Annotated in this window: 18 protein-coding genes and 1 tRNA gene; 9 read left to right on the forward strand and 10 right to left on the reverse strand. The window is 71.8% G+C overall.

Annotation, left to right across the window (positions count from 1 at the left end):
• The 3 genes from B7767_RS48535 to B7767_RS31610 all read right to left on the reverse strand — a co-directional run.
• The coding region (locus tag B7767_RS48535; RefSeq protein WP_256923638.1) for a chaplin family protein at positions 1-140 on the reverse strand (140 nt) is incomplete at its 3' end.
• Between the two features lie 166 nt (positions 141-306).
• Positions 307-540: a chaplin ChpH gene (gene chpH / locus B7767_RS31605; RefSeq protein ID WP_085575118.1), complete on the reverse strand. Its 234-nt coding sequence runs from the start codon at positions 538-540 to the stop codon at positions 307-309.
• 152 nt (positions 541-692) lie between these two features.
• Positions 693-2018, reverse strand: coding sequence for a M20/M25/M40 family metallo-hydrolase (locus B7767_RS31610; RefSeq protein ID WP_085575119.1), 1326 nt, complete (start codon positions 2016-2018; stop codon positions 693-695).
• A 202-nt stretch (positions 2019-2220) separates the two neighbouring features.
• On the opposite strand from B7767_RS31610, the gene B7767_RS31615 reads away from it, so the two are divergent.
• Together B7767_RS31615 and B7767_RS31620 are read left to right on the forward strand one after the other, a co-directional pair.
• Positions 2221-2305, forward strand: a tRNA-Leu gene (locus B7767_RS31615).
• A gap of 63 nt (positions 2306-2368) precedes the next feature.
• Positions 2369-2743 (forward strand): YchJ family protein, encoded by a 375-nt coding sequence (locus B7767_RS31620; RefSeq protein ID WP_107486444.1) that lies wholly within the window; start codon positions 2369-2371, stop codon positions 2741-2743.
• Between the two features lie 19 nt (positions 2744-2762).
• On the opposite strand, the gene B7767_RS31625 is transcribed toward B7767_RS31620, so the two are convergent.
• Both B7767_RS31625 and B7767_RS31630 read right to left on the reverse strand, forming a co-directional pair.
• A complete protein-coding gene (locus B7767_RS31625; RefSeq protein WP_085575121.1) occupies positions 2763-2966 on the reverse strand; it encodes a hypothetical protein in 204 nt (67 codons plus the stop codon).
• 251 nt (positions 2967-3217) lie between these two features.
• Positions 3218-3919, reverse strand: a complete 702-nt coding sequence (locus tag B7767_RS31630) for a FadR/GntR family transcriptional regulator (RefSeq protein ID WP_085575122.1) — start codon at positions 3917-3919, stop codon at positions 3218-3220.
• Positions 3920-4056: 137 nt separating this feature from the next.
• On the opposite strand from B7767_RS31630, the gene B7767_RS31635 reads away from it, so the two are divergent.
• Positions 4057-4575: a gluconokinase gene (locus tag B7767_RS31635; protein WP_085575123.1), complete on the forward strand. Its 519-nt coding sequence runs from the start codon at positions 4057-4059 to the stop codon at positions 4573-4575.
• A gap of 83 nt (positions 4576-4658) precedes the next feature.
• Positions 4659-6056 carry a gluconate:H+ symporter gene (locus B7767_RS31640; protein ID WP_085575124.1) on the forward strand — a complete coding sequence of 466 codons (1398 nt, stop codon included), beginning with the start codon at positions 4659-4661 and terminating at the stop codon, positions 6054-6056.
• Between the two features lie 63 nt (positions 6057-6119).
• On the opposite strand, the gene B7767_RS31645 is transcribed toward B7767_RS31640, so the two are convergent.
• The 4 genes from B7767_RS31645 to B7767_RS31660 form a co-directional block, all read right to left on the reverse strand.
• Complete coding sequence (locus B7767_RS31645; protein ID WP_085575125.1) at positions 6120-6743, reverse strand: cytochrome b/b6 domain-containing protein; 624 nt, start codon at positions 6741-6743, stop codon at positions 6120-6122.
• Positions 6727-7473, reverse strand: coding sequence for a molybdopterin-dependent oxidoreductase (locus tag B7767_RS31650; protein ID WP_085575126.1), 747 nt, complete (start codon positions 7471-7473; stop codon positions 6727-6729). The genes B7767_RS31645 and B7767_RS31650 overlap by 17 nt, the downstream gene beginning before the upstream one ends.
• A 75-nt stretch (positions 7474-7548) precedes the next feature.
• On the reverse strand, positions 7549-9099 hold the full coding sequence (locus tag B7767_RS31655) for an APC family permease (RefSeq protein WP_085575127.1): 1551 nt from the start codon (positions 9097-9099) through the stop codon (positions 7549-7551).
• A 53-nt stretch (positions 9100-9152) separates the two neighbouring features.
• Positions 9153-10103, reverse strand: a complete 951-nt coding sequence (locus B7767_RS31660; RefSeq protein ID WP_085575128.1) for a hypothetical protein — start codon at positions 10101-10103, stop codon at positions 9153-9155.
• A 256-nt stretch (positions 10104-10359) separates the two neighbouring features.
• Here B7767_RS31660 and B7767_RS31665 point away from each other — a divergent pair, with 256 nt between their 5' ends.
• The 3 genes from B7767_RS31665 to B7767_RS31675 are packed head-to-tail and all read left to right on the forward strand — an operon-like array spanning position 10360 to position 11676.
• Complete coding sequence (locus tag B7767_RS31665) at positions 10360-10890, forward strand: NUDIX hydrolase (protein WP_085575129.1); 531 nt, start codon at positions 10360-10362, stop codon at positions 10888-10890.
• Between the two features lie 58 nt (positions 10891-10948).
• The gene (locus tag B7767_RS31670) at positions 10949-11341 is read left to right on the forward strand and encodes a YidH family protein (protein ID WP_085575130.1); all 393 of its coding nucleotides are present in this window, start codon (positions 10949-10951) and stop codon (positions 11339-11341) included.
• 5 nt (positions 11342-11346) lie between these two features.
• Positions 11347-11676, forward strand: coding sequence for a DUF202 domain-containing protein (locus B7767_RS31675; RefSeq protein WP_085575134.1), 330 nt, complete (start codon positions 11347-11349; stop codon positions 11674-11676).
• A 241-nt stretch (positions 11677-11917) separates the two neighbouring features.
• On the opposite strand, the gene B7767_RS31680 is transcribed toward B7767_RS31675, so the two are convergent.
• Positions 11918-12847: an NADP-dependent oxidoreductase gene (locus tag B7767_RS31680; protein WP_085575131.1), complete on the reverse strand. Its 930-nt coding sequence runs from the start codon at positions 12845-12847 to the stop codon at positions 11918-11920.
• Between the two features lie 197 nt (positions 12848-13044).
• On the opposite strand from B7767_RS31680, the gene B7767_RS31685 reads away from it, so the two are divergent.
• Both B7767_RS31685 and B7767_RS31690 read left to right on the forward strand, forming a co-directional pair.
• A complete protein-coding gene (locus B7767_RS31685; RefSeq protein WP_085575132.1) occupies positions 13045-14067 on the forward strand; it encodes a phosphotransferase family protein in 1023 nt (340 codons plus the stop codon).
• A gap of 6 nt (positions 14068-14073) precedes the next feature.
• Complete coding sequence (locus B7767_RS31690; RefSeq protein WP_085575133.1) at positions 14074-15288, forward strand: acyl-CoA dehydrogenase family protein; 1215 nt, start codon at positions 14074-14076, stop codon at positions 15286-15288.
• The last annotated feature ends 87 nt before the right edge of the window (positions 15289-15375 follow it).

Below are 15375 nucleotides of genomic sequence, written 5' to 3' on the forward strand. Positions count from 1 at the left end.
GTGTTCCCGGAGAGCACGCCGGGCGAGCCGGCGGCGTGGCCCGTCGCGCCGGAGTCGGCGTGGGCGGCCCCGCTCGCGGCGGCGAGTACGCCCGTGGCGGCCGCCATCGTCATCAAGCCCTTGCGGGTGACCTGTCGCATTGCTGAAATCCCTGCCTTCGACCTGGTGCCGGGAATCGGTGTTCCGACGGATTCCCGGTGTTCCGACGTTCGATGAGACCGGTCGGCCCCGGAGCGCATGGCGCGCGCTCCGGGGCCGACGGGCTCAAGCCCTCAGCGGGCGTTCCCTAGAGGGCGAGGCACAACGTCACTTGTTGATGCAGACGTTGCCGAAGGCGGGGTTCAGCAGCCCGATCACGGAGACCGTGTTGCCGCAGGCGTTCACCGGGATGTGGATCGGGGCCTGCACGACGTTGCCGGAAAGGACACCCGGGGAGTGCACGGCGGCACCCTGGGCGCCGGAGTCGGCGGCGGCCATGCCCGCGCCCGCGAGAACCAGACCACCGGTGGCGGCAGCGACGGCGACGACCTTCTTGAGCATTATTCCTCCTTGTTGGCAAAGCGATCCAAAGTCGCGGATCACATCACGGCTAACGAGGACGGAGTAATGAGGCTACGAGCTTATCGTCGCATTCACTCTTTTCAGTCAACTCCGCACGCCTGGGCGATTATTGAGGTCATCGGGTAACCGTCTCAGCTCGCGTCGAGGAAGCGGTCGAGCACCCGCACGCCGAACTTGAGACCGTCCACCGGGACCCGCTCGTCGACCCCGTGGAACATGCCGGCGAAGTCCAGCTCCGGGGGGAGCTTGAGGGGCGCGAAGCCGAAGCCCCGGATGCCGAGGTCGTCGAAGGACTTGGCGTCCGTCCCGCCGGAGAGCATGTACGGGACGGCCTTCGCGGCCGGGTCCTCGGCCACCAGCGCGGACTGCATCGCGTCCACGAGGGCTCCGTCGAACGTGGTCTCGACGGCCTTGTCGGAGTGGACGTCCTCGCGCCGCACCTTCGGACCGAGGATCCGGTCGAGGTCGGCGAGGAACTCCTCCTCGTGTCCGGGCAGGAAGCGGCCGTCCACGTGCGCGGTCGCCTCGCCCGGGATGACGTTGACCTTGTAGCCCGCGCCCAGCTGGGTGGGATTGGCGGTGTTGCTCAGCGTCGCGCCGATGAGCTTGGCGATGCCGCCGAGCCTGGCGAGGGTCCCCTCCATGTTCTCCGGGTCGAGCTCGGTCCCGAGGGCGTCGCCCAGTTCGTCGAGGAAGGCCCGGGTCGTCTTCGTGACGCGGACGGGGAACCTGTGCCGGCCGAGGCGCGCGACGGCCTCCGACAGCTCGGTGATGGCGTTGTCCCGGTGGATCATCGACCCGTGCCCGGCGGTGCCGGCCACGGTCAGCTTCATCCAGTGCATGCCCTTCTCGGCCGTCTGGATCAGGTACAGGCGGCGCTGCTCGCTGACGGTGAACGAGAAGCCGCCCACCTCGCTGATCGCCTCGGTGACGCCCTCGAAGAGGTGCGGGTGGTTGTCGACCAGGTGGCGGGCGCCGTACGTGCCGCCGGCCTCCTCGTCGGCGAGGAAGGCGAGGACGACGTCGCGCGGGGGCTTGCGTCCGCTGCGCATCCGGTCGCGGACGACCGCGAGGGTCATCGCGTCCATGTCCTTCATGTCGACGGCCCCGCGCCCCCACACGCATCCGTCGGCGATCTCGCCGGAGAAGGGGTGGTGGGTCCAGTCGTCGGCGTTGGCCGGTACGACGTCGGTGTGGCCGTGGATGAGCAGCGCGGGCCGGGACGGGTCCTCGCCCTCGATCCGGGCCACCGTGGAGGCGCGCCCCGGGTGCGACTCGAAGATCTGCGGTTCCAGGCCCACCTCGGCGAGCTTCTCGGCGACGTACTCGGCCGCCTTGCGCTCGCCGGGGCCCGAGTGGTCGCCGTAGTTGCTGGTGTCGATCCGGATCAGCTCGCGGCAGAGGTCCACGACCTCGTCCTCACCGGTGACGCTCCTGGTCGTGTCCGTCTCGCTCACGTGCTTCCTCCCGCTGCTGGTGTCCCCGCTGGTGGGTCGTCCCCTCATCCTCTCTCCCCCGCGGGCGCGCCCCAAGACCCGGCCCGGTCCGTCATCCGCCGTTCACGCGACGGCGCGGCCGGGCGGGGTGATCGGCCACCCCTGAACACCTGGTAATGTTTACGTCGTCGCCACGGGGGAAACCCCGCGCGACAGACACCTTGTCCGGGTGGCGGAATGGCAGACGCGCTAGCTTGAGGTGCTAGTGCCCTTTATCGGGCGTGGGGGTTCAAGTCCCCCCTCGGACACATGAAGCGCGAGGGCCGCGACCACGAGGTCGCGGCCCTCGGGCGTTGTCGCGGAGGCCGACCATGACCACACGTTCCTGCCCCTGCGGGCTCCCCGAGCCGTACGAGGCGTGCTGCGGCCGGTTCCACAGCGGGACCGCCGCCGCCCCCACCGCCGAGCGGCTGATGCGGTCGCGGTACTGCGCGTTCGTGCGGCGGGACGGGGCGTACCTGCTGCGGAGCTGGCATCCGGGGACGCGGCCGGAGCGGATCGACTTCGATCCCGGGATGCGGTGGACCGGGCTGGAGATCCTGGACACCGACGGCGGGTCCGCGTTCCACTCCACCGGGACGGTGACCTTCCGGGCCTCCTACCGCGGGGGCTCACTGCACGAACGCAGCCGGTTCGAGCGGGTCGACGGGGCGTGGGTGTACGTCGACGGGGAGTTCCTGGAGTAGTCCGGTGCGGGTGCGGGGTTCACCCCGGTCCTTCGAAGAACCCCATGACCGTCACCTCGCCGAAACGCCGTTCCACCGCGTTCTGCCGGGTGATCGTCCAGTAGACGTCACCACCGACGTGCGCGCCGCCGCACCACTGCGCGAGGAGGGCCCAGGCCTCGATGCGGGGAGGGCCCAGGCCTCGATGCGGGGAGGCCTCCCCGTCCTGTCGGCTTCCCTCCACACGGCGCAGGTGACGGGGTCGGTCTCGCCGTAGGGGTCGGTGGAGTAGCCGTCGAGCTGGAGGCGCGAGGTGCCGAGGAGGTGCCGGCTGCGGGACGAGGGTCGCGCACGGGCGGGCGGCGGCGGCCCCCTCTCCGCCTCGCCGGGCGGTACGCCGCGTGCGAGCGCCTTCTCACGGACGCGGTCCGGTTTCCGGAGTCTCTCGGGGTTCATGCGGGGAACCCAGCGCCGGGGTACGACACCGTACGGCCGTCAGGGCGCCAGGATGTCCAGTTCCTGGAGGGCGCCCTCGGTGATCTCGCGGGTCAGCTTCTCCGCGCGGGCGGCGTCGCGTTCACGGACCGCCTCCGCGAGCTGGACGTGCAGGGTGACGGCGGCGGGGTCGGGGTCCTCGAACATCACGTCGTGGTGGGTGCGGCCGGACAGCACCTCGGCGACGACGTCGCCGAGGCGGGCGAACATCTCGTTGCCGGAGGCGGTCAGGATCACGCGGTGGAACGCCACGTCGTGGAAGAGGTAGCCCTCCAGGCGGTGGCCGCTGGAGTTGGCGACCATGCCGAGGGCGCATTCGGTGAGTTCGGCGCACTGCTCCGGGGTGGCGTAGCGGGCGGCCAGGCCCGCCGCGACGGGCTCGATCGCCGAGCGCAGCACCGTCAGGGAGCGGAGCTGGCGGGGGCGGTCCGCGCCGGCCAGGCGCCAGCGGATGACCTGGGGGTCGTACACGTTCCACTCGCGGGTCGGCAGGACCGTCACGCCCACGCGGCGGCGGGACTCGACCAGGTGCATGGACTCCAGGACGCGGACGACCTCACGCATCACGGAACGCGACACGTCGAAACGCTGTGCGAGTTCGTCGGTGCGCAGGACGCTGCCGGGCGGGTACTCGCCGGCGGTGATCTCGGGGCCGAGGGTGTCCAGTACGCGGCCGTGCAGCCCCCGGCCCGTGGTGCTCATGTACTCAGAGTACGGGGCGGATCACGGGAACAAAAAGTCAGACTTATATGTCACAGACTCTTGAATTCGTCGTACCTAATGGGCTTCAGTTGCGTCGACATCACGTGTCGACGAAGACATCAGACAGTGAGGCAGCGATGAACACCCCCCATGTCGTCGTGGTCATGGGCGTCGCGGGCACCGGGAAGACCACCATCGGTCCCCTGCTCGCGGCCCGCTTCGGCGTCCCGTACGCCGAGGGCGACGATTTCCACCCGCCGGCCAACATCGCCAAGATGTCGGCCGGTACCCCGCTCACCGACGACGACCGGTGGCCCTGGCTGGACGCCATCGGCGACTGGGCGCACGGCCGGGCCGGCCTCGGCGGGGTGGTCAGCTGCTCGGCGCTGAAGCGGTCGTACCGCGACCGGCTGCGGGCCGCCGCACCCGGCGTGGTCTTCGTGCACCTCAGCGGTGACCGCGCGCTCGTCGAGGACCGGATGTCGCACCGTCAGGGCCACTTCATGCCCACGGCACTGCTCGACTCCCAGTTCGCCACGCTCCAGCCGCTGGAGCCGGACGAGGCCGGAGTCGCCGTGGACGTGGCGGGAAGCCCCGAGGAGATCAGCGGACGGGCGGCCGCCGCCCTGGACGCCCTCCCCGAGCCGACCCCGTAGGTCCCTGACCGGACCCCCAGTTCCCGGGGCGCCCCCACCTCCCCGGTTTCCTCCCCGAACCCCGTAGAAACAAGGGAACCACCGTGACCAGACTCAGCGTTGAGATGCTGGCAGCGGACGCACCCGAGCCGATCACCTCGGCCGGCCACGCTCAGTTGGGCATCGCCGTGCTCCTGGGCATCGCCGTCATCGTCCTGCTCATCACCAAGTTCAAGCTGCACGCCTTCCTGTCCCTGACCATCGGGACGCTGGCGCTCGGCGCGTTCGCCGGCGCGCCGCTCGACAAGGTCATCACCAGCTTCAGTGCCGGACTCGGCTCCACCGTCGCCGGTGTGGGCGTGCTGATCGCCCTCGGCGCGATCCTCGGCAAGATGCTCGCCGACTCCGGCGGTGCCGACCAGATCGTCGACACCATCCTCGCCAAGGCGAGCGGCCGTTCCATGCCGTGGGCGATGGTGCTGATCGCCTCGGTGATCGGTCTGCCGCTGTTCTTCGAGGTCGGTGTGGTGCTGCTGATCCCGGTGGTGCTGATGGTCGCCAAGCGCGGCAACTACTCCCTGATGCGCATCGGCATCCCGGCGCTCGCCGGTCTGTCCGTGATGCACGGTCTGGTGCCGCCGCACCCCGGCCCGCTGGTCGCGATCGACGCCGTCGGCGCCAACCTCGGCGTGACGCTGGCGCTGGGCGTGCTCGTCGCGATACCGACGGTCGTCATCGCCGGTCCGCTGTTCTCGAAGTACGCCGCCCGCTGGGTGGACGTCCCGGCCCCGGAGCGGATGATCCCGCAGCGGCCCTCCGAGGACCTGGAGAAGCGTCCGAGCTTCGGCGCGACGCTGGCCACGATCCTGCTGCCGGTCGTGCTGATGCTGGCCAAGGCGCTGGTCGACATCGTCATCGACGACCCCGAGCACAACGTGCAGCGCGTGTTCGACGTGGTCGGCTCCCCGCTGATCGCGCTGCTCGCGGCCGTGCTGGTCGGCATCTTCACCCTCGGCATGCCCGCCGGGTTCAGCAAGGAGCGGATCTCGAACCTGGTCGAGAAGGGGCTCGCCCCGATCGCGGGCATCCTGCTGATCGTCGGCGCGGGCGGCGGCTTCAAGCAGACGCTGATCGACACCGGCGTGGGCCGGATGATCCTGGAGATCTCCGAGGACTGGTCGATCCCGGCGCTGCTGCTGGCCTGGCTGATCGCGGTGGCGATCCGGCTGGCGACCGGTTCGGCGACGGTGGCGACCGTCTCGGCGGCCGGTCTGGTGGCGCCGCTGGCGGCAGACATGTCGACCACGCACGCGGCCCTGCTGGTGCTGGCGATCGGCGCCGGTTCGCTGTTCTTCAGCCATGTCAACGACGCCGGGTTCTGGCTGGTGAAGGAGTACTTCGGGCTGAACGTCGGGCAGACGATCAAGACCTGGTCGATCATGGAGACGATCATCTCGGTGGTCGCCGGTGCCCTGGTGCTGCTGCTCTCGCTGATCATTTAGCCGGAGACCACGCGCGTACGGCCCACCCGTTCCTCGTCGAGGGGCGGGTGGGCCCGTGTCGTTTCAGGGGCGCCACAGCGGGTGTTCGCGCTCCGCCCAGTCGCGTCCGACGGAGCCCGTGCGCATGCCGCGGCGGGCCTCGGGGTCCGCCAGGGCCATGCCGATGTGCCCGGCGAGGACGATCCCGATGGTCAGCGCCAGCCAGTCGTGGACGAAGGTCGCGCCGGTGCGCCACACCAGCGGGGTGAGGTGGGTGAACCACATCAGCAGTCCGGTGCCGAGCATGACCAGCGTGGCGCCCGCGATCCAGGCCGCGTAGACCTTCTGGCCGGCGTTGAACTTGCCGGCCGGCCGGGACGAGGGGCGCTTGTCGCGGCGCAGGGCGGCCCGCAGCCAGGTGCGGTCGTGCGGGCCGAAGCGGTTGAGGCGGCCCAGGTCGGCGCGGAAGGCGCGGGAGACGAGACCGGCGAGGACGGGGACGGGCAGGGCGAGTCCGGACCACTGGTGGAGGGTGACGACGAGGGCGCGGCGGCCCACGAGCTGGGCGAGCTGGGGGACGTAGAGGCAGGCGGCCGTGGCCACGCAGACGCCCATCAGTACGGCCGTGGCGCGGTGCACCCGGCGTTCGGCCCGGCCGAAGCGCCGTACGGCGGTGGCGGTGGGCGGGGTGTCAGTCCGTGGGTTCATCGTCGCGTCCGTTCGAGCGGCCGACCCAGGCGTCGACGTCGTAGCCGCGCTCCTCCCAGTAGCCGGGTTCGACGTCCTCGGTGACGGTGATGCCGGAGAGCCACTTGGCCGACTTGTAGAAGTACATCGGGGCCACGTAGAGGCGGACCGGGCCGCCGTGGGCGTGGCCGAGGTCCTCGTCCCGCATGCGCAGCGCGACCAGGACGTCCGCGCGGCGGGCCTGGTCGAGGGTGAGGCTCTCGGAGTACGCGCCGTCGAAGCAGGTGAAGCGCACCGCCCCGGCCGAAGGGCGCACTCCCGCGGCGTCCAGGAGCCGGGACAGGCGCACCCCCTCGAACGGCGTGTCCGGCACCCGCCAGCCGGTGACGCACTGGACGTCCCGGACCGTGCGGGTCTGCGGCAGGGCCTTCAGCTCGGCCAGGGTGTAGGAGGCGGGGCGGTCGACGAGGCCGTCGACCGTGAGGCGGTAGGTGCCGGCGCTCTTCCGCGGGACGGACGAGGTGACCGAGTAGTAGCGGAAGCCGCCGCCGTTGGGGAGCAGTCCGGTCAGGCCGGTGGGGTCCTTGTCGGAGGCCTTGGCGAGGAAGGATTCCAGGCCGCGCTGGAGGGTGGGCGCGGTGGCCACGCCGAGGGCGCCCAGGCCGAGGGTGCCGAGGAAGACACGGCGGCCGACGGGTTTGCCTCGCGCGTCCTCCTCGTCGGGGGGACGCGGCGGCTGTTCGGAGTTCACTTCTCCATTCGAGCACCCGCGTCCCCGTCGGACCAGGGATCGCGGGCGCCCGTCAGACTTTCGTAAGCGGCTCTCCTACGAGGTGCGCTCCGCCTCTTTCTCGAGCTGGAACGCCTCGTTGCCGAGCCCGATGCGGGCGTGCTTCTCGGGGGCGCGGACGCGCAGGACCGCGCCCTGGGCCAGGCCGACGACCAGGGCGAGCCCGATGATGCCGGGCAGGAGCCAGCTCAGCGAGGAGTCGGGGCCCGCGCCGACCAGTACGTCGAAGTCCTTGACCGTGTACCCCGCGATGACGACCAGGGCGATGCCCGCCAGCGCGGAGGTGACCAGCCGCCAGCTCTGCGCGCCCGCGGCGCCGCGCCGGACGAAGAAGACGACGACGGACAGGGAGGCGATCGCCATCAGCACGATCACGCCGAGCGCGCCGATGTTGCCGCCCCAGGTGAACAGGTGCAGGACCGGAGCGGTCGGGTCGCCGGTCGGCTTGTCGTCGGTGAGCGCGAAGGCGAGGACGAGCACGGCGGCGATGACGGTCTGGAGCAGGGAGCCGGTGCCGGGGGCGCCGCTGGTGCCGGTGGTGCGGCCGAAGGCGGAGGGCAGCAGGCCCTCGCGGCCCATGGCGAAGGCGTACCGGGCGACGACGTTGTGGAAGCTGAGCATGGCCGCGAACATGCCGGTCACGAAGAGGACGTGCAGGACGTCGGTGAAGGTTCCGCCCAGCCGGTCCTCGGTGAGGAAGAACAGCAGTCCCGCGCTCTGCTCCTGGGAGGCGCCGACGATCCCGGAGGGGCCGGTGGCGACGGTGAGCGCCCAGCTGCTGAGGGCGAAGAAGACGGCGACTCCGGCGACGGCGAGGAACATCACGCGCGGCACGACCTCGTGCGGCTTGCTGGTCTCCTCGGCGTAGACGGGGGCCTGTTCGAAGCCGAGGAAGGCGGCGATGCAGAAGCACAGGGCGGTGCCGACGCCGGCGCCGGTGAGCGTGTCCGGGTTGAAGGCGTGCAGCGACAGGCCCTCCTTGCCGGGGTCGGCGACGGCGGCGATGTCGAAGACGACGACCAGCAGCACCTCGATGACCAGCAGCACGCCGAGCACGCGCGCGTTGACGTCGATCTTCAGCCAGCCCAGCGCGCCGACGGCGAGGACGGCCACGAGCGCCGGTATCCACCAGGCGACCTCGAGGTCGGCGTAGGTGGCGAAGAGGCCGGAGACCTCGAAGCCGAAGATGCCGTAGATGCCGACCTGGAGGGAGTTGTAGGCGACGAGCGCGACCAGGGCGGCGCCCGCTCCGGCGGTGCCGCCGAGGCCGCGGGAGATGTAGGCGTAGAAGGCGCCGGCGTTGTGGACGTGCCGGCTCATCTCGGCGTAGCCGAGGCTGAAGAGGACCAGTACGACGCCGAGGATCACGAAGAGCAGCGGCTGGCCGACGATGCCCATCACCGCGAATGTGGTGGGCATGACACCGGCGACCACCATGAGGGGGGCGGTCGCGGCGAGGACGGAGAGCAGCAGGCCCCCCGTGCCGAGGCGGTCGGCACGCAGGGCGCGCTCCTGCCCCTTGAAGGTGCTGATGCCGTCGGCTGTCGTTCTGCTCCTGCTCGAAGTGCTCGAACTGTCCGTCGTCATCTCGAGACCGTCCTTGGTCGGTGGTGGTTGCGGCGGGAGGGGTGGGGCTGGGGTCAGGCCGTGCCCAGGGCTGCGGCGCGGGCGGTGCGGAAGGCGGTCAGGGCGTCACGGTCGGGGTACGACCAGGGGGCGGGCGTGGCGTGGTCGCCGATGCGGTGGAAGAGGGCGGCGGCCTCGGCGCCCCGGCCCTCGCAGACCTTGGCGTGGGCGAGGAAGTTGAGGTCGACCAGGCGGCGCGGGTGGCCTTCGTGCTCCCACTCCAGCCACCAGTCGAAGGCGGCCTTCATCACCTGCCGGGCACGGCGGCCGACCCAGTGGCCGGAGGCGACCGGGTCGGCGGGTTCGTGTCCGGCGGCGGCCAGGGTGCGGTAGCGCTCGGCGTGCGCGATGACCGGCAGGATCGCCAGCGGGGAGTCGGCGGGCGCCTGTTCGGCGGCCCAGTTGGCGAAGTCGTACACCTCGTGCAGCGGGTCCGGGCCCGCCTCCACGCGGCGTTCGGCGAGCCAGGCGACCACCAGGTGGTGGGCGTGGTGGTGGTCCGCGTACCGGGTGCGGACCTGCTCGAAGAGCCGGACCACGTCCCCCTCGGCCCCCTGGGCGCACTCCAGCAGGAGCAGTCCGAGCCAGGGGGTGGGGTCGGCGGGCACCAGCTCCGCCGCCCGGTGGCAGACCTCGCGGGCGCGGGCCGGTTTCTCCTTGCCGTGCAGCGCGCGCCGCACCTGGGCCAGGGCGAGCAGCACGGACGCGTCACCGGAGTCGGGTTCGGCGAGCAGCCACTCGCGGGCCCAGGCGGCGCTGGACGACTCCCGGGCGAGCACCGTGACGCGGTGCCCCCGGCGGTCCCAGTCCTCCCCCGTACGGACCAGCAACGAGCGGGTGTTCTGCCAGCGGCCCTGTGCCAGCGCGGTCCGCGCGGCGACGAGTTCGGCGTCGTCGAGGGCCTCGTCGAACGCCTGTGCCGCCCGTCTGCGGGCACGGCCGAGGGGAGGCGGGGGTGGGGACACCGCGGAACTTCCTCACGCGCTCTTCTTGTGGTCGCCGGCTCACGGCGGGTGGTCGGTGTGGCAGTGGTCGGCTGCCGATTGCCATGAGCTGATCACGGACAGCAAACCGTCAGCGAACGGATCACGTCAAGGGCGTACCGGGTGTTACTCGCGTCAACTGCGGTCACGAACGGGCCACTTGTGACGCCCGGGGTCGAAAGGCCGCGCGGACGGGGTACGCGGTCGGGCACGGACCGACCGCTGCTTGGATGGCCGTATGAGTGCTGAGGAGATCATCGACATCGTCGACGAGAACGACCGGGTGGTCGGACGGTCCCCGCGCGGGGAGGCCTACGCGCGGGGTCTGCGCCACCGCTGCGCCTTCGTCCTCGCCCGGGACGCCGAGGGGCGGATCTTCGTCCACCGCCGCACCGCGACCAAGCAGGTCTTCCCCTCCCTGTACGACATGTTCGTCGGCGGGGTCGTCGGCGCGGGCGAGAGCTACGACGAGGCGGCGCTGCGGGAGGCCGAGGAGGAGCTGGGCGTGAGCGGGCTGCCGCGCCCCGAGCACGTCCTCACGTTCCTGTACGACGACGGGGCGGGCCGAAGCTGGTGGTCGGCGGTGTACGAGGTGCGCTGCGAGCGGCCCGTACGGCCGCAGGCGGAGGAGGTGGCCTGGGGGGACTTCCTGTCGGAGGCGGAGCTGGAGCGGCGGCTCGGGGAGTGGGAGTGGACTCCGGACGGGCTGGCGGCGTATCAGCGGCTCAAGGCGTACCGGGCGGAGCGGTCGGGGCGGGTGGAGGGCTGAGTACGTGCTCGTCCCGGCCGTCGGACCGGTGCGGGGGCGGCCCCGGTAGGGTCGCGGCGTGATCGACTTCGTGCGGAACGTTCGGTTGTGGTTCGCGCCCGGCGAGGTGCGGCGGGAGGGCGACACGCCCGACTACCGGTTCTCGCTGGCGAACGAGCGGACGTTCCTGGCCTGGTTGCGCACCGCGCTCGCGTTGGTCGGGGGCGGGTTCGCCGTGGACCAGTTCCTGCCGGACCTGCGGTGGGGATGGCGGGTCGGGCTGGCGCTGGCGCTGCTGGCCGCGGGGGCGCTGTGCGCGTTGCGGGCGGTCAATCACTGGGTGCGGTGCGAGCGGGCGATGCGGCGGGGGGAGGATCTGCCGGTGTCGCGGTTCCCGGCGCTGCTGAGTCTCGTGGTGGCGGTGGTGGCCGGGGCGATGGTCGCCGTCGTGCTCTTCGGGTGGGACGGGTGAGCGGGGTGGCGGCGGGTCGGGGCGCGGAGCGGGATCCGGGGCTGCAGCCCGAGCGGACGCGGTTGGCGTGGCGGCGTACGACGTTGTCGGCGACGGTCGCGGCGGTGCTGGCCGTGAAGACGGCTCTGGCGGGTGGGGGGTCGGTGGTCGGGGTTGTCGCGTGTGTGTTGTGTGGTGGGTGTTGGGCGGGGTTTCTGTGGATCGCCCATCGGCGGATCCGGGGGCTGGCGGCCGTGAGTGCGCCGGGGGCGCTGGTGCCGCCGTATGCGGCGGTTGCGGTGATCTGCACGGTGGTCATGGCCGGGTGCGGGGCGGTGCTTGCCGGTTCGGGGTGAGGTGGGGGCTCAGTGGGTTCTCGCCCCCGCCGCCCTATCCCTCCCCTGCTCTCGGCTTCTCCCCCGCTCTCGGCTTCTCCCCACTCCCGGCTTCTCTCGAGCGGGGGGGACCCCCATGAGCGGGGACCCCGTCGTCCCCGGGGGCTGCGCACCCGGACCCCCCTTCGGCCCTGAACGGGCCCTGTCCTCGAACTCCCCCAGAGGGGGTGTCCCCGGACGGGTTGTTCAATGCCGGGCGGTGCTACTCGCTCACCGTCACCACGATCTTGCCCCTGGTGCGGCCCTCCTGGCTCAGGCGGTGGGCGTCCGCCGCGCGGTCCAGGGGGAAGGTTTCCGAGACGTGGATGGTGACCGTGCCCTGGTCCGCCAGGTCGGAGAGGTGCTGGAGGTCCTGGGGGTCGGGGCGGACGAACCAGTAGCGGCCGCCGTAGCCCACCACCTCGGGGTCGGTGATCGAGGCCAGGCGGCCCTCGGGGGCCAGCAGGTTCGCGGAGGCCTTGAGGGCGTCGCCGCCCACCGAGTCGAACACCGCGTCCACGCCCTCGGGCGCCAGTCCCCGTACCCGTTCGGCCAGGCCCTCGCCGTGGCTCACCGGCTCCCCGCCCAGTCCGCGCACGAAGTCGTGGTTGCGCTCGCTCGCCGTACCGATGACCCGGGCGCCGAGGTGGGCGGCGAGCTGGACGGCGACGGACCCGACGCCGCCGGCCGCGGCGTGCACCAGGACGGTCTCGCCCCGCTTGACCTCGAGGACGCGGTGCAGCACCTGGTACGCGGTGAGCCCCGCGAGCGGGAGGCCGGCCGCCTCCTCGAAGGACAGGGCGCGCGGCTTGCGCGCGAGGGTGCGCGCCGGGGCGGCCACGTACTCGGCGAAGGTGCCGCGCGAGAGGACGTCCTCGCGCACGTAGCCGATGACCTCGTCGCCGACGGCGAACTCCGGTACGGCGGGACCGGGCCGGACGACCACACCCGAGACGTCCCAGCCGGGGATCACCGGGAACACCGGCTGGAGGATCGGGTCGAGATAGCCCTCGCGGCACTTCCAGTCGACCGGGTTGACGGCCGCCGCCCGCACCCGCACCAGTACCGAGTCGGGGCCGACCCTGGGGTCGTCGACCTCCCCGAGTCCGAGCACTTCGGGGCCGCCGTACCGTGAGTAGCTGATCGCCTTCATGGGTCCGACCCTCCGGTGTCCGCGCGCGCCGTGCAAGCCGAATGGCCCGATATACGCCATTCGCGTGGCGGCCGGACGGGACCCGGGCGCGACGAGCGCCTATCGTGGCCCCGATCACGTTCGGTCGCCGCTCTGGACGACATACCGACCGGTCGGCATCATAAGGCGGGTACTGTTTCCTGCCCGTAGGAGCGACGATGAGCCCCGACCACCCGCCCGGACTCGATCTCGACCGGCTGCGCGGCCTGCTCGAACGGGAGCGGACCGGCCTGGTGAACGGCCCGCTCACCGGCCGGCTGATCGAGGGCGGCAGGTCGAACCTCACCTACGCGGTCTCCGACGGCACCTCGAAGTGGGTCGTACGGCGCCCCCCGCTCGGCCATGTGCTGGCCACCGCGCACGACATGAAGCGCGAGCACCGGGTGATCAGCGCGCTGCACCCGACCGCCGTGCCGGTGCCGCGCACCGTGCTGCTGTGCGAGGACGAGGAGGTGCTCGGGGCGCCGTTCTACGTCATGGACTTCGTCGAGGGCACCCCGTACCGGACGGCCGGCCAACTCGCCCCGCTGGGCACCGAGCGCACCCGGGGCGTCGTGCTGAACCTGGTCGACACGCTGGTCGAGCTGCACGCCGTCGATCCCGGCGAGGTGGGCCTGGCGGACTTCGGCCGGCCCGAGGGGTTCCTGGACCGGCAGCTGCGGCGCTGGGGCAAGCAGCTCGACGCCTCCCGCAACCGGGAGCTGGCCGGGATCGACGAGCTGCACGCGGCGCTCGGCCGCGAGCTGCCCGTCTCCCCCGCGCCGGCCGTGGTGCACGGCGACTACCGCCTCGACAACGTGCTGATCGGGGAGGACGACGCGATCAAGGCCGTCCTCGACTGGGAGATGTCCACGCTCGGCGATCCGCTGACGGACCTGGGGCTGCTGGTGATGTACAGCATGCCGCTGGGCACGCCGGACTCCCCCGTCTCCACGACCGCCGAGGCGCCCGGGCACCCCACGCCGGCCGAGCTGATCGAGCGGTACGCCGCGCGGTCGGGGCGCGACGTCTCCGCGGTGTCCTGGTACACGGCGTTCGCCTGGTTCAAGCTCGCCGTGATCCTGGAGGGCATCCACTACCGCTACACCCTGGGCCGGACGGTCGGGCGCGGCTTCGACCGCATCGGTGACCTGGTCCCGGTCTTCATCCGGCACGGACTGACCACTCTGCAGGAAGGCTGACGAACCATGGACTTCGCGTTCGACGCGCGCACCGAGGAGCTGCGCGCCAGGCTGCTCGCCTTCATGGACGAGTACGTCTACCCGGCCGAGGCGGTCGCCCACGAGCAGCGGGCCGGGCTGGACTCGCCGTGGGAGAACGTCCCCGTGGTGGAGGAGCTGAAGGCCGAGGCCCGCCGGCAGGGGCTGTGGAACCTGTTCCTGCCCGACTCCGAGCACGGTGCCGGGCTCACCAATCTCCAGTACGCGCCGCTCGCCGAGATCATGGGCCGCTCCCCGCAGATCGCGCCGACCGTCACCAACTGCGCGGCGCCCGACACCGGGAACATGGAGGTGCTGGCGCAGTTCGGCGACGAGGCGCAGAAGAAGCAGTGGCTCCAGCCGCTGCTGGCCGGTGAGATCCGCTCGGCGTTCGCGATGACCGAGCCGGAGGTGGCCTCCTCGGACGCCACCAACATCACCACGCACATCGAGCGGGACGGCGACGAGTACGTCGTCACGGGGCGCAAGTGGTACATCTCCGGGGCGATGCACCCGGACTGCAACATCTTCATCGTGATGGGGAAGACCGACCCGGACGGGGCGGACATCCGCCGGCAGCAGTCCATGGTGCTCGTCCCGCGCGACACGCCGGGTGTCACGGTCAAGCGCGCCATGCAGGTGTTCGGTTACGAGGACCACTACCACGGCGGGCACGCCGAGGTGGTCTTCGACCACGCGCGCGTGCCGGTGTCGAACCTGATCGGTGAGGAGGGCGGCGGCTTCGCCATCGCGCAGGCCCGGCTCGGTCCCGGCCGGATCCACCACTGCATGCGGCTGATCGGCATGGCCGAGCGGGCCATCGAGCTGATGTGCCGCCGCGCGGTGTCGCGGGACGCCTTCGGCAAGTCGCTGGCACGGCAGGGCGTGGTGCAGAACTGGATCGCCGACGCGCGCGTGGCGGTCGAGCAGCTTCGGCTGCTGGTGCTGAAGACGGCCTGGATGATGGACACCGTCGGCAACCGGGGCGCCCACACGGAGATCCAGGCCATCAAGATCGCCACCCCGCGCACGGTCGTCGGCGTCCTCGACCGGGCGATCCAGCTCTACGGCGCGGGCGGGGTCAGCCAGGACTTCCCGCTGGCCGAGCTGTACGCCGGGGCCCGCACGCTGATGATCGCCGACGGCCCGGACGAGGTGCACCAGCGGTCGCTGGCGCGCCGGGAGCTGAAGAAGTACCTGTAGGCCGCCGGCCGTGCCGGGCCGGCCGCGCGGCCGGCTCGGCGCCCCGGTCCGTGATCCGGAGCGGGGGCCGGTCCGCACGGCCGGCGG

Source organism: Streptomyces sp. 13-12-16, from assembly GCF_002114215.1.
In the GTDB taxonomy this organism is placed as follows: domain Bacteria; phylum Actinomycetota; class Actinomycetes; order Streptomycetales; family Streptomycetaceae; genus Streptomyces.